Origin of the sequence: Nitrospira sp. (assembly GCA_024998565.1) — a bacterium.
Classification (GTDB): domain Bacteria; phylum Nitrospirota; class Nitrospiria; order Nitrospirales; family Nitrospiraceae; genus Nitrospira_A.
Window position 1 is genome coordinate 87,467 of record JACOEM010000012.1, and the last position, 26,155, is coordinate 113,621.

At 58.3% G+C, this 26,155-nt stretch carries 20 protein-coding genes and 1 tRNA gene; 16 read left to right on the forward strand and 5 right to left on the reverse strand.

Features of this window, described 5'->3' with window-relative positions:
• The first annotated feature begins 109 nt into the window (after positions 1-109).
• The 5 genes from H8K11_17130 (at position 110) to H8K11_17150 (ending at position 6,413) form a co-directional block, all read left to right on the forward strand.
• Positions 110-1,339 (forward strand): hypothetical protein, encoded by a 1,230-nt coding sequence (locus tag H8K11_17130; protein MCS6265475.1) that lies wholly within the window; start codon positions 110-112, stop codon positions 1,337-1,339.
• 202 nt (positions 1,340-1,541) lie between these two features.
• Positions 1,542-1,627 (forward strand) — tRNA-OTHER (locus H8K11_17135).
• Between the two features lie 488 nt (positions 1,628-2,115).
• The gene (locus tag H8K11_17140) at positions 2,116-2,544 is read left to right on the forward strand and encodes a hypothetical protein (protein MCS6265476.1); all 429 of its coding nucleotides are present in this window, start codon (positions 2,116-2,118) and stop codon (positions 2,542-2,544) included.
• 412 nt (positions 2,545-2,956) lie between these two features.
• Positions 2,957-3,472: a DMP19 family protein gene (locus H8K11_17145; GenBank protein MCS6265477.1), complete on the forward strand. Its 516-nt coding sequence runs from the start codon at positions 2,957-2,959 to the stop codon at positions 3,470-3,472.
• Between the two features lie 1,195 nt (positions 3,473-4,667).
• Positions 4,668-6,413 (forward strand): cation:proton antiporter, encoded by a 1,746-nt coding sequence (locus H8K11_17150; GenBank protein MCS6265478.1) that lies wholly within the window; start codon positions 4,668-4,670, stop codon positions 6,411-6,413.
• A 190-nt stretch (positions 6,414-6,603) separates the two neighbouring features.
• On the opposite strand, the gene H8K11_17155 is transcribed toward H8K11_17150, so the two are convergent.
• The 5 genes from H8K11_17155 to H8K11_17175 all read right to left on the reverse strand — a co-directional run bounded on the left by H8K11_17155 (position 6,604) and on the right by H8K11_17175 (position 13,325).
• Positions 6,604-7,092 carry a hypothetical protein gene (locus H8K11_17155; GenBank protein ID MCS6265479.1) on the reverse strand — a complete coding sequence of 163 codons (489 nt, stop codon included), beginning with the start codon at positions 7,090-7,092 and terminating at the stop codon, positions 6,604-6,606.
• 458 nt (positions 7,093-7,550) lie between these two features.
• Positions 7,551-9,284, reverse strand: a complete 1,734-nt coding sequence (locus H8K11_17160; GenBank protein ID MCS6265480.1) for a carbamoyltransferase — start codon at positions 9,282-9,284, stop codon at positions 7,551-7,553.
• Between the two features lie 55 nt (positions 9,285-9,339).
• Positions 9,340-10,236: a polysaccharide deacetylase family protein gene (locus tag H8K11_17165; protein MCS6265481.1), complete on the reverse strand. Its 897-nt coding sequence runs from the start codon at positions 10,234-10,236 to the stop codon at positions 9,340-9,342.
• A gap of 100 nt (positions 10,237-10,336) precedes the next feature.
• Positions 10,337-10,942, reverse strand: coding sequence for an outer membrane beta-barrel protein (locus H8K11_17170; GenBank protein ID MCS6265482.1), 606 nt, complete (start codon positions 10,940-10,942; stop codon positions 10,337-10,339).
• Between the two features lie 112 nt (positions 10,943-11,054).
• The gene (locus tag H8K11_17175; GenBank protein MCS6265483.1) at positions 11,055-13,325 is read right to left on the reverse strand and encodes a hypothetical protein; all 2,271 of its coding nucleotides are present in this window, start codon (positions 13,323-13,325) and stop codon (positions 11,055-11,057) included.
• A gap of 161 nt (positions 13,326-13,486) precedes the next feature.
• Here H8K11_17175 and H8K11_17180 point away from each other — a divergent pair, with 161 nt between their 5' ends.
• The 11 genes from H8K11_17180 to H8K11_17230 all read left to right on the forward strand — a co-directional run bounded on the left by H8K11_17180 (position 13,487) and on the right by H8K11_17230 (position 26,115).
• Positions 13,487-14,851 (forward strand): hypothetical protein, encoded by a 1,365-nt coding sequence (locus H8K11_17180; GenBank protein MCS6265484.1) that lies wholly within the window; start codon positions 13,487-13,489, stop codon positions 14,849-14,851.
• A gap of 87 nt (positions 14,852-14,938) precedes the next feature.
• Entirely contained in the window at positions 14,939-16,087 is a 1,149-nt protein-coding gene (locus tag H8K11_17185) for a hypothetical protein (GenBank protein ID MCS6265485.1), read from the forward strand.
• A gap of 11 nt (positions 16,088-16,098) precedes the next feature.
• A complete protein-coding gene (locus tag H8K11_17190) occupies positions 16,099-17,154 on the forward strand; it encodes a glycosyltransferase (GenBank protein MCS6265486.1) in 1,056 nt (351 codons plus the stop codon).
• Positions 17,148-18,986 carry a hypothetical protein gene (locus H8K11_17195; protein MCS6265487.1) on the forward strand — a complete coding sequence of 613 codons (1,839 nt, stop codon included), beginning with the start codon at positions 17,148-17,150 and terminating at the stop codon, positions 18,984-18,986. Before H8K11_17190 ends, H8K11_17195 begins: the two co-directional genes overlap by 7 nt.
• 12 nt (positions 18,987-18,998) lie before the next feature.
• Entirely contained in the window at positions 18,999-20,426 is a 1,428-nt protein-coding gene (locus tag H8K11_17200) for a hypothetical protein (GenBank protein ID MCS6265488.1), read from the forward strand.
• A 6-nt stretch (positions 20,427-20,432) separates the two neighbouring features.
• Complete coding sequence (locus tag H8K11_17205; GenBank protein MCS6265489.1) at positions 20,433-21,569, forward strand: glycosyltransferase family 2 protein; 1,137 nt, start codon at positions 20,433-20,435, stop codon at positions 21,567-21,569.
• Positions 21,570-21,600: 31 nt separating this feature from the next.
• Complete coding sequence (locus tag H8K11_17210) at positions 21,601-22,230, forward strand: sugar transferase (GenBank protein ID MCS6265490.1); 630 nt, start codon at positions 21,601-21,603, stop codon at positions 22,228-22,230.
• 16 nt (positions 22,231-22,246) lie between these two features.
• Positions 22,247-23,230, forward strand: a complete 984-nt coding sequence (locus H8K11_17215; GenBank protein ID MCS6265491.1) for a thiamine pyrophosphate-dependent dehydrogenase E1 component subunit alpha — start codon at positions 22,247-22,249, stop codon at positions 23,228-23,230.
• Positions 23,231-23,237: 7 nt separating this feature from the next.
• Entirely contained in the window at positions 23,238-24,212 is a 975-nt protein-coding gene (locus tag H8K11_17220; protein ID MCS6265492.1) for an alpha-ketoacid dehydrogenase subunit beta, read from the forward strand.
• 17 nt (positions 24,213-24,229) lie between these two features.
• On the forward strand, positions 24,230-25,342 hold the full coding sequence (locus H8K11_17225) for a DegT/DnrJ/EryC1/StrS family aminotransferase (GenBank protein ID MCS6265493.1): 1,113 nt from the start codon (positions 24,230-24,232) through the stop codon (positions 25,340-25,342).
• Positions 25,339-26,115, forward strand: coding sequence for a class I SAM-dependent methyltransferase (locus H8K11_17230; protein MCS6265494.1), 777 nt, complete (start codon positions 25,339-25,341; stop codon positions 26,113-26,115). The genes H8K11_17225 and H8K11_17230 overlap by 4 nt, the downstream gene beginning before the upstream one ends.
• The last annotated feature ends 40 nt before the right edge of the window (positions 26,116-26,155 follow it).

Sequence of the window (26,155 nt, forward strand, 5' to 3'; positions counted from 1 at the left end):
GCGCGAGCCTCTGAGGAACCTCGAAATGTCGATCTAATGAGGTTATATTTCGATAATCTTTAATGCAGAGGGGTGCCGGAAAGGCAAAGGCTGAACGAAAAAAGGATCCATGAGAATTAAACTAAAAAAAGGGACGCCTCAGTGGTTCAAGTGGAAACTTAGTTTCTTAGGTGAGCCCGCTCCGATTAATCCGATGGCACTGTTTGCTGGAAACATGTGGAGTTACTTCGATCCTGGATCTCCAAATGAAAGATATGAAAATTTCATACGGAACGGCCGGCATCCTCTATCGACCTTTTTGGATAGCATGCTTCTGTATGACAAGGTTATTGTCCCAACTCATGACTTCATGTCGGTTGTTATTTTGATAAGTGTTTTTGGAGAAGATGGCGTTGCAGAGCTGATTGAAAATAATGCAGTTAGTTTTGTACGTGTGAAAGGGGCACTTGCGTACATAGGGAACGGGGGTGGCCTTGCATCATACGACATTCTTCACGACCAAACTCGCCCTGTAGATCAATTTGCGGATGATGATTCAACCTTGGAGTGGGCCCTGAATGGGCTCAGTACGAAGCCGAGAAGGGTGAACTTAAGTAGGATGATCCTTGAGAACACCCAAACATTCCCGATGGAGAAGATGGTTTCTCTGATCCGCGAGGAGTCCTACAAGGATATTTTAGATGGCCCATATTTAAGGACTGCTTTTAGCCTCAGGAATACCAGTCTTGATCATTTGTTTGGTGTTGAGCCCAATCAATTTAGGTGTGGGGAAATTCAGACTTTCGAAGAGCGAGATGAAATTGATTCCGTTCTTAGAATCGCCCGCGCCAATCTAGAAATGTTGCTTGCATTACAGACTGGTTGCACGGATACAGCTACTGGAACGCCTGTTGGTCACGTATTGAAGGCGAAACAGCAGCGAGGCAGTGCTAGATCTAGTCCTTTTGAGAGATTTGGATCCCTGAAAGAAATTACAGAAGTTCCCGATATCGCGAGTTATGTAATAGATGCTTCGATTCCAGATAGACCAGCACGCCTGCATGACATTTTGATTAAGCGAGGGACTAGAGATGCTGTTCAATTTAGAGCGTGGTTTCATGAAAAGTGTCGTGACAGTCCTCACGTAATTGCCAAGGAATACGGGAGATTAATGCATGATATTCCATTTGTTTCGACTCACAAAGGCAAGACTTTGCGTCTTTTGGCTACGACAATGGCGGGAGTGTATGACCCCGCTCTGGGCTTGGTAACCTCCATCGCAGACAGCTTTCTTGTAGATCTTGTGCGGAAACGAAACCCGAAGTATTTTATTGAGGATCTACGGCAAATTAATAATTAATTAGTATGTTGGTTTTGACGGGCAGTGTTATTGGGAACTGATTCGCTTCCCACCAATCTACGGCAACGTACAAACCCTGATCCCGGTTTTAGTCCCGGTTCCACTCCCGATTTTGCTCCCGGTTGGGAGTCCTCTTTAGTCGTAAATGGGCACCAATAAAATGTCGTAACACCTTGTTATTTAATGGCCTTACTCTCTGTCTGTCGCTGTTGATCTTCATGGGTCGTAGAGCCCTCGGGCAAGCTGCAAAACTGCGATGCGGCGGTTCGAACCCGCCCGGCGCCTCCATACCCTGCTTGCTCGATCCGGATCCCTTACGATTGTTCTTGGCGACGGAATAAGCACCTCCCTGGCATTCCGGGTAATTTTTCCTGACTAGGCCCCGCCCCTCGTCATTCCCCTTGCTCCCGGTTTTACTCCCGGTGCGGTTCAGACTTTCACGGCGATCCCTTTCAACCGGCTCTATTGCACGGGACTCACGTGATGGCGATAAGGCTGAGCCGAGCTGATCAATTTCTCCCTGTCACCAGTCTTTTATCCGTGACGAGTGACAGGGAGCTATACCCCTTCCTCATGCCAGGCGGCGAAGCGTCAGCTTGGCCGTCGGTCTGTTCCATCGTTCGCGACAAACAATGAAAGAAGAAACCGAAGTTGAGACCATCGGAATGCTTACGAGTGCGGACGTTCCGCCCAACGAGGCCCGCCGGCCGCTTCGGGTCCTGCGGACCGGACGGCCGAGGGGATCGGGGGCGCAGCCCCCGCTTCACTTGATCTATATGGTCAAAGTAGGATGGCCGAATTGCCGAAAAAGTGAGCTTGAAGTAGTATCGTTTAACACTTCGCTTGAGCGAAATTCTCCAATGGACATTACCGGTGCAAGCCCAGGAAGATTTGAATTAGGAATACGGCTATTCCTTGAGGGGCAGGCTGTTCTCTACAACGAGGTCGTTTTTTGGAAAGATGGGGACAAAGCCTTGCATGTGAATAGCTACTCCGACTGGAACTGCGAAAATACGACTCCTGACATGGCACGACAAAAAATTGAGAGGTCTAAGGCAGTCTTAGAAGAACTTTCCGAGAAGAGCAATGAATTCTCGGAAGTAGCTAATCGGTTGCCGCATGCACACTATTTTTGTCATGACTGTGGAAACGCGGGCATAGTTTTAGCCAAAGAATTAAACGGTGAGTTCACCTGGCTGTGCTAGAGCCATGCAATTATATCCTAGGCTTCTTGGACAAAGATCTTAGGCTGATCTCAGCAGTTCAAATTTCAGCGTCCGACACGGATACAGTCCGTTGAGCAATTTGGACGCCATACATACTTTTTCATTCTTCGAGGGCTAACGCTCGAAGCCTTGGTCACCACAGCAGGAATAGGTTTAAACGGTATCCTTAGACGCGTAAACCTCCTGTCGCAACCATAGATCTCTTACCTGAGCACAGCATTCCGGTAGCGGCGAAAACTACGCCCCCTACGTCTGCGGGCTTTTGAATAAAGAATTCCGCAGATACCATCCAATCTTTGCCATTGCTGGTTCAAGTTGTGACGGGTTCTTCTTTCCACTAAGCACTCTGCCACCGCTAGTGACATGTGCCTTAACCAGAGGGAGAAATGGTGTGAACAACGAATTTGTTCAGGTCTGTGTTGACGATGGCACCATCGCAGCCGGAGATCCGTGGGAAGTCATGGAGCCGGTTTTGTGGTCAGCTAATATCTATGATGGGCCAGAGCAATACGAAATAAGTCTGTCAGGATTTTCGATTCCCCAGCGCCTTGTCTACGCCTTGATGTGGTACCGCATTGAAGTCAACAATGGCGGCCACGATCAATTCTATTTCAACTCAACTGGAATAGTGTGGAAGGACGCCTTGAACGCGTTCGAGGCGCTGGAGCTCCCCGAGTTCGCCAATATCCTCAGAGGGTCGACGGAACGGCTGGGTGGATCGCCTTCGCTTGATCGTCAGGCGCGTAACGAACAGTTAGAATCGATTGAGCCAGACTTCGACGATCTAGACGAGGCGTTTTACGAGGCCGAGAAAAGAATGGACCTTGATCATCGGATCATGAGTTTCATACGTGCACGACCTTCAGCTTTTTATTTTGTTGGAGAAGTTAGGAAACCTGCGGACTGAGGCGGTTCAGACCGTTTGTACCCTTGAAGATACATTACATTTGAGATGCTCGGCAATTGAGGACAGCCTGCAGTAGGCATGGTTAGGCCTTGGTTAGCTGGAATATGTAGCCTCGGTGATCGGTTAGATAGGCCTGCCGGAGACAACCGCCCCTCCTACATCACATTGTATTGATTGCAACAGCTCTGACCTCGTGAGGGTATATGCCCTGGTGTATATCATTCCAAATCTATGGTGAAGAATTTCATCCTAGTCGGGTTCCGTTCCAATTCACTAAGCAACACGACCCTGGCATTATCGGACGCAGAGGACGTTACCGCGGGCGACCAGTTCTCTATGGGTCTGCATCCTATGAAGTTCCTTCTTCAATTCCAAATATTGACAGGATCAGGCATGTGGTTGAAACCTTTGAGCCTCTATTGGGCGATATTCGCGCTGCAGGTGCTACAGAGTGGCATATTGATATCTGTCGTTATTTCAACGCCCAGTGCAATGAAGCTTATTCACTCGACGATTTGCTATTGATCGCTCGGCTTCAGTGTGGATTCTGGTATTCAGCCTACAGTGTCTCGAAGAAAGAAGAGAAGAGATTGCAACGGGAATTGGGAGGATTTCGGCCATGAGTTACCCGTTGCCGAAAAGGTAATAAGCGAAGCCCCATTCGTGGCCTCCCGCTGGGCTCACTAGAAACATGAGTTCCATTGAGATTGAAGGCTCCGATGCTGGCCTGACTCAGCGGCACTAAGCGGATGCTGAATGATAGGAAATACTTCTAGACATTTGAACCGGTGGCGTCCGATTCGGAGACAGGCCGTTGAGGTGTTCTGCCTTTCGAAACAGTTACGTCGGCGTACAAACCCTGGTCCCGGTTTTGCTCGCGGTTGGGAATCCGCTTCGGTGGCAAATGGGCACAAGGAAAAGTTGTTAAGCTATTACGCTTCTTGATTATTCTTTTCTGTCGATCGCTGTTGATCATCATCTGTCTTACGGCCATCGGGCAAGCTGCAAAACTGCACTGTAGGAAAATAAAACGGGGGAACCTTCGCCATACACACCGCTAGTAGCCGACACCCGCCGAACATGCAATGCGTGCGTCCTTATCAAACAGTCCTTTAGCATTTTACTTATCGCGGCAACCAGCGTTGGTTCATGCTAGTCTGCAGCATAGCAGACGACCTTCTACCTGAGAGGACTCATGGCCCCTGAACCTATTTTTTTTCGAGATCTCGCGTATGTCTTTATCGCTGCGGTCCTAGGCGGGGCCTCCGCCTATCTGCTTCGTCAACCGTTGATTCTGGGCTATGTCTTCGGCGGCATTCTGATCGGCCCCTTTACCCCTGGTCCCTCTATTTCGGATGTCCATAGTTTCGAATTGTTCGCCGAGATTGGCGTGATCCTCTTGATGTTCTGCATCGGGATCGAATTTTCCTTAAATGATTTGTTACGAGTTCGGTGGGTCGCCCTGCTGGGAGGGCCACTCGGCATTTTCCTCTCCATTCTCCTCGCTGTCGGTCTGAGCCATGTTGTGGGATGGAGTTGGATTCAAAGCGTGGTGATCGGGTCGGTGGTGTCCGTGGCGAGCACGATGGTTCTGGCGCGCTTGCTGCTGGACAGTGGAGATTTGCGTGCCAAGCATGGCCGGGTGATGATCGGGATCACACTCGTGGAAGATCTGGCGGTGGTTGTGCTCACCGTCCTGCTTCCGGCGCTCGGTGCTCTGGAACCAGGCCGCTTTGCCACGATTGGAAAGGCCTTGTGGCTCGCGGTCCTCATCCTGGTTCCCTTCGCCTATCTCGCGGCGAAAGCCATTCCTCCGTTGTTGACACGCATTGCGAAGACACAAAATGCCGAACTCTTTCTGCTGGTAGCGTTGTCTATAGGAATCGGCACGGCAGCCGTCACACAGATGGCGGGGTTGTCCCTGGCGCTCGGCGCGTTTCTGGCAGGATTGATCATCAGCGGCTCAGAATATGGTCACGAAACCTTAGCCCGCCTCCTGTCGCTCCGTGACGCTTTCGTGGCTCTGTTTTTTGTGACGATCGGTGTCCTCATCGATCCGCGCGTGGTGTGGGCCAATCTCCCGTTGCTCGGCCTCATGCTCGGATTGATTATCGTGGGGAAATTCGTCATTTGGACGCTGGTCGTGAGGCTGTTTCGTTATGCTTGGGGCACCGCCCTGCTCGTGGGCGTCGGTCTCACGCAGATTGGCGAATTTTCTTTCGTGTTGGTTCAGGTCGCTAAAACGGCGGGACATGTGAGCGAGGATGTGTATAATGCCACCCTGGCCGCTTCGCTGCTGAGCATTCTCCTCAACGCGCCCCTCGTTCGGTATGCGCCTGGGTGGATCGCTGCATTACATTTTAAAATGGGACGAGTGTCCTTGCCCATTCAAGGCGGGATTTCTGACGAGCAAGCCGGGCATGTGGTGCTGTGTGGGTTCGGTCGCATGGGCAGTGCGGTGGGACTCGCCCTCGATCATTTTGAGCTTCCGTACACCGTGATTGAGCGCGACCCGGACATCGTTCGACAGTTGCGCCGACGCGGAATTTCCTGCGTCTACGGGGATGCCTCGCAAACTGAGCTGTTGAAAGCGGCCGGTGCCCAACATGCGGCGTTGGTGATCGTGGCGCTTCCGGTCATTCACGAGACGTCGCTTACCGTTCGACGATTTCGGGGGCTGAACGAAAAAATTCCCCTTCTCGCCCGAGCGCATGGCTTTAGGGAGGCTGAGGACCTGAAGGAGGTGGGAGCGACGGAAGTTATCCTGCCCGAGGTCGAGGGGGCACATACCTTGATCCGACACGCCTTCCAGGCCTTGAAGGTCTCGAAGTCGAGCATCCTCGATTATCTTAAGTCCTGCCAAGCGTTTCGATCGTCCGGTGAGGGACCTGATTCAGGGAACGTGGAGGCCGGGAAGGCTGGCGCTGGGCGAAGTACGTGAATGTCTGAATTAACTGCGGCGTCATCCAATCTCTTACTGCGATGCCGCGGTTCGAACCCGCCCGGCGCTTCCAAACAGAGCTTGCTCGACCCGGAGCCTTTACGATTGTTCTTGGTGCCGGGATAACCTAGTCATCACCTTCTCGTTCATTCTGTTTCTGCCTGCCGGCAGCCCGTGCTGATACCGGCGTTCAGCGGCTCACCTCGGCAATTCGCCGTTCTTGTTCTTTTAGTTTCCGACTTGCGGCAAGGGTGTCCGGATCCAGCAGGCCATGGAGAATCTCCTGTCTCAGTTGCATGAACAGCGGCTCGTGCCTGACGGATGCGGGCTGACCGCCTTGCAGCAGGGTGAGCCAGCGAGTGCTGGAGGCGGCATAGCGGCCGTTCGGCACGGTGGTGCGCAATTCTTGGAAGGCGTGGATCGCATCCTCGCGGTTCTCAAATAACGCGACCAGGCCCCTGAGGTACGTCACCTCTTCACAGCTGGCGTTCTGCTGGCAATTCGCCCGCCGCGCTTCCTGGGTTCGGCTCACCACCTGCAATGCCTCTCGCTCTTTTACATCGGTCTCAAAAAAAGCGCTGCTCGGCAGCGTGACAAACGGCCCCGCACCGGCACAACCAAAGAAGCCGCTGATGAGCAGTACCCAGAGTGAACTGTGCGCAACGTTTCTTCCATTCATACAATACCTCCAGGTAGTAACCGGATCGACAGCTTGTGTGCATGTCATTGGTTCTGTCGGGTGATCGCCGGCTCGCCTCTCCGTCCAGCCCGGCGAGTCCCAACATTCGATGTGACGGACTTGCAGGCTGAGTCCCGCCTGGCGAGGATGCCTGGCTCAGATTGCCCGGTGGTCTCTAAGGAAAGACTCGATGCAACGGTGGCTGAATTCGAGAGGATGACGACAGGACAGTTGCAGCACCGGAGTAGCCCGGGATTGTGTGTGAACACGTCAGCACGGATGGCCGCCTTTCGAGCGTTGTCGGCGGTGGCAGGCCGCAAGCAAACGACAGGGAATCACACACACGGAGTGTAACTCTTACCGTAAGCTTTCCCCTCAAGAAAAGCAAAGGGTGGTCCGGCATACGTCGCCGGGGGCGGCTGAGGCAACGGGTTTCGTTGGCTGCGGGGGGAGCAGGTTCATGCCGGAAGCATGGCGCGATCGATAAAGTAATTGCCGATCACCAGGGCATCCACGCCGCTGCGCACAAATGTTGCCAGTGCCTGTTCGGGCGTGCAGACGATCGGCTCCTGGATATTGAAGGATGTATTCAAGAGAACCGGAATGCCGGTCTCCTTTTCGAAGTGGTCGAGGAGATTCCAGTAGCGCGGATTGCTTGCTCGATTCACGGTCTGAACTCTGGCCGACCCGTCGATGTGCGTGACGGCAGGAATGCGCGCACGCTGATGATCCTTAACCGGCACGGCGAGGGTCATGAACGGGCTTGGCTGCGACAGAACAAAATACTCCGACACCGCCTCTTCTTTGACCGAAGGAGCGAAAGGGCGAAACAATTCACGCTTCTTAATTTTCCCGTTGATGGTGTCGCGAATGGAGTCATGGCGCGGATCGGCCAGGAACGATCGGGACCCCAGTGCGCGCGGACCGAACTCCATCGGGCCCTGAAACCAGGCGAGGATATGGCCTGAGCAGAGAGCCTGAACGGCACGTTGGAGCAGGGCCTCCTCGTCAGCGATCGGCAGGGCTTCGATACCCTGTGCGCGCAGGGCCAGGCCGATATCCTGCTCCCCATATGCCGGACCATAATAGGCGTGGGTCATCTCGAACTGTCGCGGTTTTCCCAATCGCTCATGGTACAGGAGCAGTGCTGCGCCGACCGCGCAGCCAGCGTCATGAGGAGCCGGGGGTACGTACATGCGGGTAAACGGTCCGTCGCGAAGCAGTTTCCCATTGGCGGAGCAATTGAGGCCGCAGCCGCCGGCGATTGCCACGTTGGTTCGCTTTCCGCCCTGCTGGAACGCCCAGGAGGCCAGGTCGCCGACCACTTCCTCGAATGCGGCCTGGGCACTCGCGGCAATCTGTTCATGCCGTTCGGTAAACGGGGCATCGTCGCTCAGTCTGGGGCTGCCGAATGCCTCCAGGAGCTTCGGGTGAAATTGTTTCTTGAGCGCCGCATGGTAGTCGAGCAGATCCCCGTTGAGCCGATAGGAACCGGGCGCGTCGGTGAGTAAAATGTTCTGCCGGATGAAGCGCAGATAGTCCGGGCTGCCGTAAGGGGCCAACCCCATCATTTTGTACTCGCCGTCCAGCATGGTGAATCCCAGAAATCCCGTCATGGCTGAATAGAAATGGCCGAGTGAATGCGGCCAGGGGATCGAGCGCAGGACGCGGATGTCGGTTCCGGCTCCGACGGCCAGGGTCGTGGACACGTCTTCCCCCGCACCATCGAAGACCAGGAGCGTCGCCTCTTCGAACGGCGAGGCGAAGAAGGCGCTGGCCAGATGGCAGCGATGATGATCCAGGTAATGAAGACGGGCTTTGAAGGCCCCGAAGTGTTTTCTGAGGAGGGAGCGAACCAGAAATAATTCGCCCCAGCTGCCCTGACTCGCCGCCGCTTGTCCGCCGCCCGCCGGCGTGAATTCCTGCAGAGCTCGCCCCATCTTTCCAAAAAACGCGGAGGGGCGCGTGAGGGCTGTTTTCAAAACCGCTTTGGTGCGGACCCCCATGCGAAGCGGCTGCCAATAGACGCCGATATGTGCGACCTCTGCCAGGCTGATGCCGGCTCGATTCAGGCAGGAGGTGATGGCACGCAGGGGAAAACATCCTTCGTGCTTCACGCGCGTGAAGCGCTCCTCCTCAACAGCCGCGACAAGCACACCGTCTTTCATGAGGGCTGCGGCGCTCTCGCCCATGGTGGCTAATCCGAGAATGTACATGGTGATTTAGGGAATGAGTGGCGCGCAGGGTCTAGTCGGATGCGTTCAATCGGGAATTGTGGTGCATCGGCAGTGTCGTGCTCATCGGTCCAAGGTGAGGAAAGAGCTTGAGCAGCGCGAGCAGCTTGTCTGCGACGGCCTCTGTGCCCAGCATCCATTGCTTTTGACGGATGATCCAGCGGCTGCGCGACAGATAGGACAGTCCCCGCATGTCTTTCCAGGTCACGGGGCTGGGTTGATCGTCCGCATCCGCAGCATGCAGGTAGACCAACGGCATGTACCCGAGCCTGAGGGCCTGGCGCATTAACGCGATGATGGCCGACAACGGCAACCATCGAAAGTAGGTCCCGCCGATGACTCGGATGCCACGAGTGCCGACAACGGGATAGCGATACAGCGGAAACTCGTACAGCCGGGCCCCTGACAGCTGGAAGACGTCATAGGGCTCGCGCGAGACGCGGGGGCCTCCCATGACAAGACTGGAGTCGTACAGGAACCCCGCCTCCGACAAAACGGCATAGGCCCAGGGAGACCGTTCGTCGAGGGAAAAATTCGGCGCTCTGAATCCAATCACCCGTTGTCCGCAGGCGTCTTCGAGTGCATCCTTGGCGCGACGGACATTCTCTGCGAACTCCGTCCGGCTCAACGAACAGACATTTTCATGCTGATCGCCATGGCAGGCGATCTCATGGCCGAGCCGGCTCATTTCACGGATGAGATCGGGCTGATCCCGCGCAATCTGGCCAGTGGTGAACAGCGTCATGTTGGGACGACCGCCGGCTTGACGGAGCACCGAGAGAATCCGGCGGAGCCCTCTCCAGGTTTGGTCCGGATTCGTCCGCGGCCGGAGTCCCATGTCGAGCATAGTGGCGTGTGTATAGTCTTCCACGTCCAGCGAAAGATAGCAGGCGTTCGGGATGTTGGTCATGACGCTCGTTGCCCGGCGCGTGTGTGGGTACAGGGGTGCCGACGACGGCTGGGGACCCAGGATACCCCTTCAATAGACGGGATTCCAGGGCCCGGCCTGTCTACCGATCGAAATGGTAGGCGACGCCGAACATGAAGAGGTTGGCGCGGTAGTCGGCCGTGACGTTGGTTCGATCGAAGGAGAAGTGCGCGAAGTTATATTTGTATTCGATGAACGGGGCGACTTTTGCGGTGAGGTAATATTTGATGCCTGCCAACACGTTGAAACTGGGAGCAAACGACGCTTCCGGTCGGAAGTTTCCGTCCGAAATATTCCCCAGATTGAGGCCGAGCCCGAGCCCGGCGTAGGGCTCGACTTTGTACTGATAGCCGGTCACGCGAACCAGCGCATTAAACGCAAGGGAGTGAACCAGGAAATCGCTCCCCGGAATCGGCCCCGAGAGAAGCAGATTGGTGCCTTGCCGTGGGGGCGTTTGGGCTTTGACGTTCGACTGAGAGCGATAGACGTCGACCTCGAGCCCGAACCAGTTGAATCCACGGTCATCAAAGTAATGCCCGTATTTCGCGCCGAAGGCCAGATTGGTATTGAGGTCGAGTTTTCCGGCGTCCGTGGTGTCCAGGGTTGCTACATTCGGTCCGACCGCAAAGGCGGCATAGTTTTCGGCATGGACGAGCACCGGCGCGCACATGACAACAATTCCCAACACAGTACCGATCCATCTGCGGAACATAGCGCCTCCAACTGAACGACTATCCGGTATCTTTCGCTGAAGGCTACTCTAACGGGCTTGATGCGGGGTGGCAAGAGAGAAGTGTGTCTTAATCCCGACTGCAGGGCGATTCGCTTCGATGCAGTAATGTCGGCCGCAGGCAGAACCCGCGCCACGGCGATTGATCCCAGGACCAGTTCAATAGGGCGTACTCGGTATGGGTCATGCGGTGTTCGATCACCCGTCCGAACCCGCCGACCCGCAAGGAGAATCCGGCCGGCAGCAGAACATCACGCAACAATCCGAACTCCGTGAAGTTTCCTGCGAAGTAGGCGGGGTCGCCCTGTTCATTCACGAAATGCTCGCCTCGCCAGATCGTGACGTAGGGCCTCCAGCCGTCCAGATCCACACCGGCCGTCAGTTGATAGCCCCGACCGCGAACGATCGGTGCTCCGCCCTGCGTTGGTTCGTGCTGGCTGGTGAGATACAGCGCCATCACATCGATTTCGCGAAACCACGACAGGGCGGACGAATAGCGATTGGGCTGGAACGTCAATTGCGGTCCGACGGCCGTCAGGAAATTGTTCGAGGCGGGCCGGTCCCTCGGCAGGCCGGCTCCGAAAAACGTCCGGGACTCCGAGTACTGGGCCCCGCCGCTGTGTGTCCAGTAGACCTGGCCGTTCAAGGAAAAGAATCCGGCGCTCGCGCGCCCTGTGTATCCCACGTCGAATCGCTCCGCCTTTTGAAATGTCTCGATCTGGTTCCAGTTGATGAACAGATCCTGCTGGTAATGTTCCCGGTTCACCAGGAGCTGGAAGCCCTGTTCGAGAGGGCGTGAAAACAGGGAGGCGTCGTTGAACAGCGCATCCACGAAGGGATGGTTGCGCTTGATCGTGCCGGCAATCACCGACACTGCCGGCCAGAGTTCATACTCCGCCGACAGGATCGGCTGCACCGTGTGGAATCGTTGGGTGTCCCCGACGGGCAACCCTGCAAAGACACCGGCGTCTAGGTTCAATCCGGGCGCAGGACTGTATCGGAGCACCGGCGCGAGGTATTGGCCGGCGAGGGTGCTATTTGAGACCGGTCGTCCTCCGATTTCCCGAAAGCCCGAATAGCCGATGTTATACACATAGGTTAGAGCATCGAACTTGGCCGTAAATCGAGACGGCGAATGTGTCGGTTTCGGTTCGCTCGAGGGAGTGTCCCCGGCGGAGAAGAGATCGCGCACAAATTGCCCGTCCGTGGTATCCCAATTCCAATTGAAGACTAGATATTGCTGGCTGACCCACTTGAACGTGTCACGGTTCTGATATGTGATGCCGTCTTCCGTGAAGAAGGCCCTGATCCGGCGGGCCTGCACGCCGAACTCGATCGACGCGGACTGGCCGAGCGGGATGATTTTTGACAGACCAAATTCAGGGAAATTGCTCGCCGCATATTCCGGGTCGCCCTGCTGACTGAGGAACTGGCGCCCTCGCCAGAATGACACCGAGGGCCGCCACCCGGCCAGATCCAGCCAGACGCTCAGTTCATAGCCACGCCCGCGGACTGCCGGCTGGTTGCCCAGCGACTCATTGAAAGAGGTCAGGTAGGTGGCGCGAATGCTAAGCTGGTTCCACCAAGCCAGGGCGGGAAAATAGGTGGAGGGTTCGAGCACCAGCTCAGGTCCTGCGGCTGTGACCAGATTCTCTGCGGTGTTGAACGACCGGTCCAGTTTCAGGAGGGCCTGGCCGTTGTGGCCCCAATGGGCCTGGCCGTTGAAACGGAAGGGGCCAGCGCGCAGCTGCCCAGCATATCCGACATCATACCGGTTGGTTGCGGAGCCGCGAAACGCCTGCTCCCAATTGATGAACAGGTCCTGTCGGTAATACCGCGAATTCACCAGGACTTGTGCGCCCTGTTCGAGGGGCCGCACAAACCGGTTGGCGTTGTCGAAGACCGCATCGTGAAAGTCCCGGTGCGGGCCCGCCAGGGTGCCGAGCAGGGCGGAGACCTCCTCTGTCGGCTGGTATTGCAGACGGATAATCGGCCGGACCTGTGAGACTTCCGTGTCGTGGCCGAACGGCATGTTGGCGAACAGGCCGAGGTCCAGGTCCATGGATGCGAACAGGCGTTTGCGTACATACACATTCAGTAAGTTGCCGATGAGTGTGGTGTCGCGCCCCAGTCCGTTGGTGAAGGTGTTGTCTTCCAGCCCCTGTTTTTCAAGGTTGAGCACATACGTGGTCGTTTCGAGTCGGAGGTCCAGATCGTGAGAGGCGGAGGCGGACAATGCCGGACTGTCTGCTGAGGCCATGCGGGCGTGGAGCAGCAACAGAGGCGTGCAAATGACGACCAGCGTGAGAGCACGCCATGTGAAGAGACTTACCTGCAGCACAATGGGAGCGGATCATAAGTGGGCCCGGTATGATCCGTCAACGCGGAAGCGACCCGGACTGCGATACCTTGACTTGATTTCGGCGATGGCGTGATATGGGCTACGAACTGCCGATCGCCGGTGGAGATCCGGTGATGGACCGCTGGAGAGGAATTTGCCGTATGGGGCATAACGCTCTAGGGCTGGGAATGGGGCTGTCCCTGCTGACCGCCGCACAACTGCTGTCCTCGTTCGGCATCCAGTGGTATACGGTCGCCCACTTGGGGGCGGGGCCTGATACCGACGCGTTATACGCAGGGACGACGTTGCTACAGCTGTTGTCGGTCGTCGTGATGGACCCGCTGTCGTGTGTGCTGGTGCCGCTGCTGTCCGCTCGTCTCGAGGATGAACGACGGCGGTTGGCCTGGCCGTTGTTCCTGGGAATCGGGACACTCGCTGGCCTTGTGACGCTGGTACTGTACTACGCGGCGCCGTATCTGGTGGCTGTGATGGTTCCCGGATTTTCGGAAGCGACCAGGCACCTCACCGTCGATCTGACACGAATCCAACTGACTGCGCTCATCGGGGTGGCCTGTTTCACGCTGTTGTCTGCGTTCTACCAGGCCAGGGACCGGTTCATCTGGACAGCCGGCGCGCTCCTCCTCTGTTCGCTGCTTGGGTGGTGGGTCTTAGTCATGGCGCTGTCGAGTGGTGGCGTGAGGCTTGCGGCCTGGGTGCAGGTCTTCGTGCTCAGCGGGCCGGCGCTCCTGTTGTTGAAGGCACTGGGAGCATGGGTGCCTGGTTCGTTTCCCGGCGCGGTCGGGTGCCTACGCGAGGTGGGGGGGCGCATGCGACCGCTGGTGTTGAGCGCGGCCTTTGTCCGGACCGGATTCGTCGCGGATCGGTTTCTGACGTCCTTCCTGGGCGCAGGCAGCCTGGTGATGCTTGAGTTGATCTGGCGGGTACTGGCTGCGGTCGTCCGCATCTTCAATCAGGGATTTGTCACGCCGGTCGTGCCGACTCTGGCGAAACTGGCGCAGGCTGGCGCTTGGGAGGAATTTGTGGTGGTCTGTCGAGCCAGGCTGGTCGGGGTGGCAGGCCTCAGCGCGCTCGCCTTCGTCGGTCTGTCGACAGTGGCAATTTTCGGGCAGAGTATCGGATTATGGTTCGGCGGAGACCCGGGACAGGGAGGAATGACAAGTCAGGAGATATCGACTCTCCGGATGACCTTCTTCGCCTGCGCCGGAGGGCTGTTGTGCGGGGGAGTGAATCATCTGCTGGGCAATGCGTTTTATGCCGAAGGCGAAACAAGCATTCCCGCCAGGGTCGAGGTCGTGGCCAGTCTCGGGGGCCTCGCCTTGAAGGCCCTCGGGTTTCTGGCGGGCGGGCTGCTGGGCATTGCCGTGGCGATCAGTCTTCAGTACGCGCTGACCGGCCTGCTCCTGGCCACGGCCTTCTACCGTCGAATGTTGCCGCGGCTTCGTGAACGCTCCTCCGGGCCCGTCGGGCGCATTGTGTCCGGCGAACCGTCAAATCGTCTCCGCTAACGGAAGGAGTGGCGGGGCTTCGCATCGTTGCGACCCCGCTGCCACGGTCATGACTTATCGATATTCACCGATGGGCGGAGAGCGCCTATGACAAGCGTGCAATCGCCGCGACGAGGCAAGCGGCGGGTGGTATTGGCGCTCGCGTCCATGCTCGTGTCCCTGGTCGTGGCGGCACTGTTGCTGGAAGTCATCTGTCGGTGGCTTCCGGTCAACGAGGGACTTCGGGGCCTCTCCGTGGATGAGCAGAATCCCGTGTTCCGTTTTACCCCTCATCGGGAATCGGTGTATTCGCGGGGTTGGAACTTTTCGATCGTCAATCGAGTGAGAACCAACAATTATGGGTTTGTGAGCGATCAGGAGTACGACCCGTCGGCCAAAACGCCGCTATTGGCCGTCATCGGAGATAGTTTTGTGGAGGCCGTCATGGTTCCGTTTCCCCAGACGGGGGTGGCCAGGCTTGCCGGTACCGTGGGTTCCGCCGGACGTGTGTATGGATTCGGGACGTCGGGGTCCTCCCTGAGCCAGTATCTGGCCTACGCGCAGTATGTCAGGGACACATTCCGCCCCGATGGGTTGACGGTGGTGATCATCGGCAACGATTTCGATGAAAGTCTGCGCAAATATAAGAGCGAGCCGGGGTTGCATTACTTTGCGGAGTCGCCGGACGGGCGGCTCGAGCTGATGCGCATCGACCGGCCCGTGCCCTGGTGGCGGGATTTTTGGGCAGGGTCTTCACTCGGGATGTATTTGTATGTGAATCTGGAAATTCGGGAAGTGTGGAAGCGATGGGCCTATCGTCCGGGACAGTCGGTCATCAGCCGGCCGCGGTTCGTCGGAAATACCGCGGCGGAGGCTTCGCCGGCCAGGGTTGCCGATTCCGACCGGGCGATCGAGGCGTTTCTTCAGCATCTGCCGGACATGTCGGGATTGCCAGCCGGTCGCATTGCGTTGGCCGTTGATGGGATCCGGCCTGAACTCTACGATACTGATCGGCTGGCGTCTGTTGGGGATGCCTATGCGGCCGTGATGCGAATGCATCTCATCGATCGCGCCAGGCAGCAGGGTTTCGAGGTGATCGACATGCAGCCGGCCTTCATCGCGGATTACAAACAGCGGCAGCTCAGGTTCGAGTTTCCCGACGACAATCATTGGAATGCCACCGGGCATGAGGTCTTTGCGCGGGCGGTGCGACAGTCGAAGGTCTATCGTGAGACCTTTCGCTCGGTTGGGCCGTGAATCGAGGGTGCATGTGGGATATGGTCGGAATGGCCGTGTCGTCCGAGGATCGGCAGAGGGACTCGGCACCCTTGCAAGGCCGCCCCATTCGGGTGCTCTACCTGTTTCCGGGCGAAGCCGAGGGTTCGGCGATGATTTTTGCGAAGAAACAGGTCGAGGCGATGCGGGAGGCCGGTGTGGCGGCGGAGACGTTTTGTCTGGCATCCCGGACGGATCTGCGCAGTTTGCGCCGGGAGTCCGCAAGAGTGCGTGGCCTGATGGATTCCTTCCGCCCGGATCTCGTGCATGCGCAGTATGGAACTATGACGGCGTTTTTCGCGAGCCTGATCACGACGGTGCCGCTGGTGATCACCTTTCGCGGGAGCGATCTTAATCCCGCTCCGAGCGATCCGTGGATCCGGTCCGCGCTGCGCCGCTGGCTGTCCCAGTATGCCGCCCGCAAGGCGGCTCGGATCATTTGTGTCAGCGAAGGTCTGGCGCGCCGGTTATGGTGGGCGAGAGACCGCGCGGTTGTCTTGCCGTCCGGGGTGGACACGAATCTCTTTGTCCCCCGATCCCAGTCTGACGCTCGACAGGAACTCGGGTGGTCGGAGCAGGATCGCGTCGTGTTGTTCAATGCGGGGCTCTCACCGGCGGTGAAGCGGTTGGATCTGGCGCAGGTGGCGGTGAACGAAGCAGTGAAGGCATGTGGCCCGATCAGGTTTGTGACATTGGATGGACGTGTACCGCAGTCGACAGTCGCAACCATGTTGAACGCCGCCGATTGCCTGCTGCTGACCAGCGATTGGGAGGGGTCCCCAACGATCGTCCAGGAGGCGTTGGCCTGTAATCTGCCGGTCGTGTCGGTCGATGTCGGTGATGTCCGGGAACGCCTGGCCGGTGTCGTTCCGTCCAGAATCGTCGAACGGAATCCGCGGGCGCTAGGGAAGGAATTGGCCGAGATGCTGGCCCGTCCTGTGCGCTCCAACGGCTGTGCGTGGACCGCTCCCATCGCGCAGGATTACATAGTCGGGAAAACGGTCGATCTCTATCGTGCAGTGCTGGGGCCGGAGAGGGCGGCATGCTGATTCTGGGCATCAATGAAGGCATCGACGCCTCCGTTGTGCTGTGCCGGGACGGACGAGTGGTCTTCGCCCTGCAAGAAGAACGGGTGACTCGGGAGAAGGGAGCCATCGGGTTTCCCTTTCAGGCGGTAATGGCGTGCGTGAAAGCCTATGGCCTGAATGCTCGATGCCTCGATCATGTGTGTCTCAGCAATCTCAACAGCCCTGTGAAGGAAACTCGTGAAGACTTGCTCCGGTATTACGCACGGAACTCACGCTCCTGGAAGGAACTCGTACTCGGGGGTGACTGGTCCGGCGCCGCCTCCAGATGTGCGGGCCTCCTGCCGGCTTCGATAGAGGAACTGGGACGGGGGCGGCAAGTCTCGCGGCGGACGGCGAGAAGTCATCCCGCGATTGAACGACAATTGGCGCAGTGCGGCCTCGATAGCATTCCGGTCAGCCGGTTTCACCACCATTCGAACCATGCCGCGGCGGCCTATTACGCGCTCCGCAAAAACTGGGAGGACGCCCATCTGGTGTTGAGTCTGGACGGCGGCGGCGATGACGCCTGCGCTCGGGTGTATCTGGCTCAGCATGGGGAGTTGCGATTGCTGGCCTCAACACCCACCGGCCATTCGCTGGGGAACATCTATGCGTCGGTGACGTACCTGCTTGGCATGCGCCCCCATGAGCATGAGTACAAAGTGATGGGCCTGGCTCCCTATGCGGAGGGGGAGCAGGGTGGGAAGGTGGCGAAGGTGTTCGCCCGGTACTTGGATCTCGATCCCGACAATCCTTTGTATTTCCGTCGAAAGACACCCGAGCGGACGAGCGCCATTCTGCCCCGGCTGATGGATGAGCTTCGAGCGGTGCGGTTCGACCTCGTGGCCGCAGGAGTGCAACTCTTTACCGAGGATCTGATGTGCCGATGGGTGGCTGCCGCCATGGAACGGACCGGGGTGCACAAGGTGCTGGCGGCGGGTGGAGTGTTTATGAATGTGAAGGCCAATCATCGGATCGCCGAACTGCCCTCAGTCGAGTATTTTGATGTGTTTCCGTCCTGTGGCGACGAAACGCTGCCGTTCGGCGCCGTGTGGCAATGTCATCTGCGCCGGGGCGGAGCGCTGGACGATATTCGCTTCGACAATATTTATGTCGGACCTGAGGCAGGTGCGGACCTGGCGGAAGCGCGAGCTAGGTATGGCGATGCGGTGGAGTTTCAGGAACTCGATGATCCGGAGGCGCGCACGGCCGAACTGCTGGCTCAGGGCCACATTGTGGCTCGTTGCTCCGGACGGATGGAATTCGGTGCAAGAGCGCTCGGGAATCGCTCCATCCTTGCAGATCCCGGCAATCCGGTCGTGGTGAATGTCATCAACCGTATGATCAAACAGCGGGACTTTTGGATGCCCTTTGCACCGGCGGTTTTAGGAGAACAGGCTGAGCGGTATATCCATATTCCGTCGTCGCTGCCCAAGCCGCGGGTCAGTCCATACATGATGCATGCCTTCGAGACCACCGGGTGCCGTGAAGACTTGATCGCGGCCGTCCATCCGGCGGATCATACGGCGAGGGTGCAGACGGTATGGAAGGATCTCAATCCGTCTTTCCACGCGCTCATCGAGGCCTTCGGGCGGAGGACGGGTCGGCACGTGTTGCTCAATACGTCGTTCAACCTTCATGGCTTCCCTATCGTTGCCGGGGCGTGCGATGCGGTGGGGGTGCTGCTGCGTTCCGGCCTCGAATATCTGGTGATCGATCGGTGGCTCGTCACAAAGCGTCGACGCCTGGAGCCGGTGCGTGCCGCGTCGACTCAGCAAGGTCTTCAGGCACAAAACCTGATTTCGCCCGCGTAGAGGACCTGCCGGATGGAATTTTATTTTGTGCTCGCCGCCTCAACGGCAGGGATCGCGGGTCTCGCCGCCTTGCTCTATGCAAGAACGGGCAGCCTGTCGTTTCCTCTGGGCATCGCGTTTCTGTATTTTTGGTCGCTCCACGGCGGCTGGTCTATCGTCGCCGACGGGCTGGGCGCCAACAGCCAACAACAGCATCACTATCTGTATCGCAAAGTCTTTCCGGTGGAGTTGAACGGGGAGTATCTCTGGACGTTGCTGCTCTATGCCCTGTTTGTCCTGGTGATTGAGTTGACGCTTCTGGCGGTGGTCAGGTCGGATCGTCCCCATAAGGGCCAGGCTTCGGAAGCCTTGTGGATTTCGCATACGGTCCTCCTCGTCATCGCCGCGCTCGCGGCCGGATCCAGCTTTCTCATCGTGAAGGATCAGCTGGCGACTGCCGTGCTGCTGGGCAAGTCGGGATATTCCGTGACGCGCGGCGGGCTGGGGGAAATGGTGCCCTTGTTTACCCTGCATCAAGTGCTCAATCGGGTGGCACTGTTTTCTCTCTCAATCGGAATTGCAGTCTGGTTCACCGGTCGTCAGGGACGCTGGTTGGCCGGCAACGCTACGTTTGTCACCGGCGCAGGGTATAGTCTTCTGTTGGGCGGCATGTTCCTCTATGTGACGGCGCTTGGGAACAAGAACGAACTCTTTTCGGCACTGATCCTCGGCGGCTTTTTCTATCTCGCGAATGCCAGAACGGTGAAGTGGGGTATTGTGGGAGTCGGCGTCGGATTGATGTTTATCGGCATCGCACTCGTGGATTTTTTGAGAGCCTTTCCGCTCATCGGCCTCTGGGAAGGAATCGACTGGTGGGAGGCAGTGCAGTGGGTGCCGGAAATCCATGCGAGCAACGAAGCGTTCGGCGCCCACCTCTCACTTTACGGGGCGCTGTATTTTCATTCGCCGTTGACCTATGGTTCGAGCTTGACGTCGCTGTTGTGTTCGGTCGTGCCCCGGGTTCTCTGGCCGGAAAGGCCCGGGGATATTTATTCGCACTATGCCTCGAGCGTCGGGATTGTTGAAGGCGTGGGTGAGCAGGGCTTCAGCATTCACCATGCGACCGGCTGGTACCTGAATTTCGGCCTGCCGGGACTGCTGCTCGGTGCGGTGTTGTGGGGATGGATCTGGGGCCGGTGTTTTAATGCGTATCTCTGTGCGGAGGACACGCGGGCTCGAGGGGGGCGATGGCGGTATGCACTTGCGGTCCTGGCTCCGTGGGGGTTTGTCGCCTACATTCCTCCGCTGATTCGAGCGGGACTTGAAGGGTATAAGGGACTGGTGATCGAGGGGCTGTTGGTGCCGATGCTCGTCGTAACAATCGCTTCTTATGGAAGCGGTCTTTTTGCCCGCCTGTTTGCCCCCGTGCCGACGTCCGTCTCGCCGGCGCCTACGGAGTAGATGGAAATGAATCCGGCAGACAGGCTTCCGTTTGTGACGGTGCTGGTTCCGTGTCGGAACGAGGCGGTCTTTATCGAACGCTGCCTGACGTCGATTCTGAGCAACGGATATCCTGTCGATCGCCTCGGCGTGCTGGTCGTCGACGGCAGGAGCGAAGATGGAACTCGTGCCGTGCTGGAGGCGTATGCACAACGCCATGCCTGTGTCCGGGTGATCGATAACCCCGGCCGGACCACGCCCAAAGCCCTCAATCTCGGTGTACGCGAGGCGCAGGGGGACGTGGTCATTCGTGTGGATGCGCATGCGCGCCTGGAGCGGGGCTATATCCGGCGGTGCGTCGAGGCGCTGTACGAGCATCATGCCGATGTGGCCTGCGGCCTGATGCGGACCGTCCCCGCAGTGGATTCTCCGGTCGGGCAGGCGATTGCTGCCGCGTTGAGCCATCCGTTCGGAGTGGGGAACTCATATTTCCGCATTCACGTGTCCGAAGCGACGTGGGTCGATACGGTGTTTTGCGGCTGTTATCGTAGAGAGGTGTTCGCGCGTGTTTCGGCACCGGAGGGTAGTTGTGCCAGCAGAGTTGTGCCCCTCGCGCCCGCATCGATCGATCGCCAAGGTCCGTTTAATGAGGAACTGATCCGCGGGCAGGATATGGAGTTCAGTCTCCGTTTGCGGAAGACGGGCGGCCGCATGTTGCTGGTGCCTGACGTGGCCAGTGAATATTATGCTCGTTCCACCATCGCTGCGTTCTGGCGACAGAATTGGAACAACGGCCTGTGGGCCATGTTGCCCTTCGCCTATGCTGACGGCGTGCCGGTCTCCTGTCGTCATCTCATCCCGTTATTCTTTGTGACGGCCCTGCTGGCGACGGCCGCTGTGGGTGTCGTCTCACGACCCTGGTGTTGGGTGAGTGGCGCGATCCTTGGGGTGTATGGCATGGTGAACGTGGCGGCTTCCGTTCATGTGGCTTGGATCAGCAAGTCCTTCTCCCGCCTCTTCCTGATGCCGTTCGTCTTTGCGGCACTGCATCTGGGGTATGGGCTGGGGTCTCAGTGGGGGCTCGTGCGGTTGATCGGTCTGCCCCGGTTCTGGAGAAAGCTGGGGTTCGCCGGCGCCGGAGGCGCATCTGCGGTCGAGCGCTGACGTTCATGCGGCTAATGGAGATGCCTAGGTCATGAAGCGCCTCTTCGATCTTGTGGTGGCCGCTTGTGCTCTGCTGTTGCTGAGCCCGCTGCTGCTGGCGCTGGCCGTGCTCGTCAAGCTCGGCGATGGCGGCGCGGTGTTGTATCGCGGCCCTCGTGTGGGTCTGGGGGGGAGACCGTTTCGCATGTGCAAATTCAGGACAATGCTGGAACGGGCCGATGTGCTCGGTGGTCCCTCGACGCCTGCCGACGATCCACGGGTGACCCCCATCGGCCGTTGGTTGCGACGGTATAAGCTGGATGAATTGCCGCAGTTGTTCAATGTATGCACGGGAGATATGAGCCTGGTGGGCCCCCGACCGGAGGTACAACAGTATGTTGATTTTTACACTGAAGAGGAGTGCGCCATTCTGGCGGTGCGGCCGGGGTTGACGGACTGGGCGAGCTTGTGGAATATCGATGAAGGGGCCCTGCTGCAGGGAAGCCCCGATCCTGAAAAGACATACCTGGAAACGATCCGCCCGGTGAAGATCCGCCTGCAACTGGAGTACGTGCGTCGGCGCAGCTTTCGGACGGATCTGCACATTCTTTTTCATACGCTGCTCGCGCTGGTTGGTAGGAAACGGTCACAGGAGGCCATGTTCGTGCCGGAGAAAGGGTAGTCGGGTGGAGGCAACCATGCAAGTCAGTAAGGCCGCAGCGGACGGTCGATCTCTGTTGCGAACGATGCTGCTGATCCGGCTCGTTGAGGAGCGGATCGGGGAATTAGTCTCTGCGGGAGAGATCAAGACTCCGTGCCATCTCTCCATCGGGCAGGAAGCGATCGCTGCCGGCGTCTGCGCGGCCTTGAGCCGGCAAGATACGGTGTGGGGTGGGCATCGGTCGCATGGCCATTATCTGGCGAAGGGTGGAGACTTGCCGGAGATGATGGCGGAGGTATTCGGCCGAGTGACCGGCTGCTCGAAGGGACGAGGGGGGTCCATGCATCTCGTGGCTCCCGCGCAGGGGTTGTACGGGACGGTCCCGCTGGTCGGGGCGACTATTCCGTTAGCGGTGGGTGCCGGGCTGGCGTCCAAGCTTCGCCACGAGCCGCACGTGGCCGTAGCCTTTTTCGGCGACGGTGCGACGGAGGAGGGGCATTTTCACGAGTCCCTGAATCTGGCTGCGCTTTATCGTCTCCCTGTGCTATTCGTGTGTGAGAATAATTTTTACTCCACGCATATGCCCCTCTCGGCTCGTCGTCTGAAGGACAACATCGTCCAGGCCGCCGATGCCGCGGGCATGCCTGGTGTGCGTCTGGATGGGAACGATGTCCTGGCAGTGCTCGATGGCACGAGACAGGCCGTGGGGCAGGCGAGGGCCGGCGCGGGGCCCTGTCTTTTGGAATGTCGGACCTACCGGTGGCGCGGTCATGTCGGCCCGGCCTGGGACCTGGAAGTCGGAGCGCGCCGCCGGAGCGAGTTGGATGAATGGATGCCCAAGGATCCCATTCTACGGTTGAGACGGCGGTTGATCGAAGAGGGCCAGTCGGCGAACGAATTGGACGCACTGGAGCCTGCCGTCCGGAGCGAAATCGAGGCGGCCGTGACATTTGCCCGCGAATCGCCTCTGCCCGACGACAGCGATCTGTTCAGGCATGTCTATGCGCCACGGAGAACTTAGCTGCCCTATGCGCCAGTGTAGCTATGCGCAAGCGATACGAGAAGCTCATGCGGAACTCTTGCGGCATGATCCGCGGGTGTTTGTCTGCGGGCAGGGGGTCTGGAATCCCTGGTATGCGGGCAAGAGCCTGCTCGACCTGGACAAGGAATTCGGCCGTGAGCGGGTGTTCGACTGCCCGGTGTCCGAAAATGCGACGACCGGCGCGGCGATCGGGGCGGCGATCGTCGGTATGCGTCCGATCGTATTTCATGCACGGATGGACTTCATGCTCCTGGCCGTCGATCCGATCGTGAATCAGGCGGCCAACTGGTCGTATCTGTTCGGCGGGCAGGTGAGTGTGCCGATTGTCATTCGATCGGTCGTCAACCGCGGCGGCGAGCAGGGCGCACAGCATTCGCAATCATTGCAGGCGCTGTTTGCGCATATTCCGGGCTTGAAGGTCGTCATGCCTGCCACTCCCTACGACGCCAAGGGGCTGCTGGTTGCGGCCGTACGCGATGGAAATCCAGTCCTCTACCTGGACGATCGCTGGTTGTATGAATCGGAAGGCGACGTGCCGGAAGGGCTGTACGAGGTGCCGATCGGGTCGGCCGCGATCCGCCGCAACGGTAAAGAGGTGACGGTCGTTGCGACGTCGTACATGGCGTCTGAGGCGCTCAAGGCCTCGGACACGCTGGCGCAGCGAGGCATCGACGTGGAGTTGATCGATTTGCGGACGATTAAGCCCTGGGATCGTGACCTCGTCTATTCCTCCGTGGGAAAAACCGGACGACTGGTCATCGCCGATGCGGCATGGATGAGCGGGGGGATCGCGGCGGACATCGCGGCGGCGGTTGCCGGCGACATGTTTCATGCGTTGAAGGCCCCCATCGGCCGCGTCTGCCTCCCGGATGTTCCCGCCCCCACCTCTGCCGCGCTCGAACGGGCCTATTATGTCGGCGCCGAGGATATCGTGGCGAGTGTCGAAAAAGTCCTCCTCTAGGATGCAGGTGAATCCGTATGGCGTATAAGGTTCCGTTCATCGATCCGCGCAGTCACTACGGGAAACTCAAGCCGGAGATCGACGACGCGATCACGGGGTGTCTGGCGAACGGCGATCTGGTGAACCGGCACCAGCTCAAGGATTTCGAGCAGCATCTGGCCGAATTCGTGGGCGTGAACTATGCCGTCGGCGTCAACAGCGGCTATCATGCGCTACTGTTTGCTCTGCTCGGTGCAGGCGTCGGGCCAGGCGATGAGGTCATCACCGTGGCCCATACGTTCGTGGCGACGGTCTCCGCCATCGTGCATTGCGGGGCGCACCCGGTGTTGATCGACGTGGGGCTCGATCACAACATGGACGCCGGTCTGATCGAACGCGCGATCACCCCGAAAACCAAAGCCCTCCTGCCGGTTCATCTCAACGGCCGGGTGTGCGAGATGGACAGAATTCTGGCGATTGCCGACAGGCATGGACTGGCCGTGGTCGAGGATGCGGCCCAGGCCCTCGGCGCCACGTACGACGGTCGCCGCGCCGGAAGTCAGGGGCGTGCCGGTTGCTTCAGTTTCTATCCCTTCAAGGTGCTCGGGGGATTCGGCGATGGCGGAGCGATCACGACGAACGATCCGGACCTTGCGCGCATGGCTACACGCTTGCGCTATAACGGTGAAGATCGTGAAACGGGCGAGTATCACTACCATGGCCAGACCGCACTCCTGGATAATGTGCAGGCTGCGGTTCTGGATGTGAAGTTGCGCCATCTGCTTGAATGGATCGCTCACCGGAGGCGGATTGCAGAACTGTATCGACAGGGGCTTTCCGGGATCAGCGAATTACGCTTGCCGCATTTCGATCAGACTCGCCATCATGACATCTATCAGAATTACGTGATTTGTACGGATGTCCGCGACCGGCTGCGGGCCTACCTCAAAGAGCAGGGCATCGAAACGCTGGTCCATTGGGCGAAACCGATGTGGGAGCACCGGGGCTTGGGCCTGGCCACTCCGTCCCTGCCCGAAACCGCGGCGCTCTGCCGGGAGGTCCTGTCGTTGCCGATGAGTGCGGAGACCACAGACGATCATGTCGCTACAACCGTTGCCTGCCTCCAATCGTTTTTCTCCACGCAGACGTGAGCGCTCTCGACTACAGCGCGGTAACCGAAAAAGCCGGAGACCGGGTGACGCAAGAGGCCTTGTCGATGCTGTATACCCGCTATCGCTTTGCCAAGGAATTCACTCAGGGGAAGCGGCTGTTGGAGGTGGCGTGCGGTGAAGGCATTGGCTTGAGATATCTTGCTCAACAGGCCGGGCATGCGGTCGGCGGCGATGTCACGGCGGAGCTGATCCACAAAGCCCGGCATCTCTCGCCCCATACGGTGTCCTTGTTGCGTCTGGAGGCCGAGGCGTTGCCGCTTGGCAGCGCAACTAGAGATGTGATCGTGTGTTATGAGGCGATGTATTACATCGATCGTGTTCTGTTCTTCCTGCAAGAGTGCCGCCGGGTGTTGACCCCTCAGGGTGTCCTGCTTCTCTGCACGGTGAACCCGGAATGGGTGGATTTTAATCCCAGCCCCCACAGTCGTCGCTACTATTCGGCGCGTCAATTGTCCGTTCTACTTCAGGATGCCGGGTTTCGGGCGGAGAGCTTCGGTGCGTTTTCGACGGCGAAGACGTCGGGGAGGGCCATCTGTCTCTCCTGGCTGAAGCGCGTCGCGGTCACATTGCGCCTGATTCCGGACACGATGGCAGGGAAGCAGTGGCTGAAACGCCTGTTTTTCGGTCAGCTCGTTCCTTTCCCGAGTTGCGTGGAGGAGGGGATGGCCGTCTATGTCCCCCCTCGGTCAATTCTCTGCGATCGACCGGTGGACGACTATAAGGTCCTGTTCATGGTCGCTCGTCCGTCCTGATAGTCTCGATTCCGCTTTGCGACATTCCCATTCAAACCCG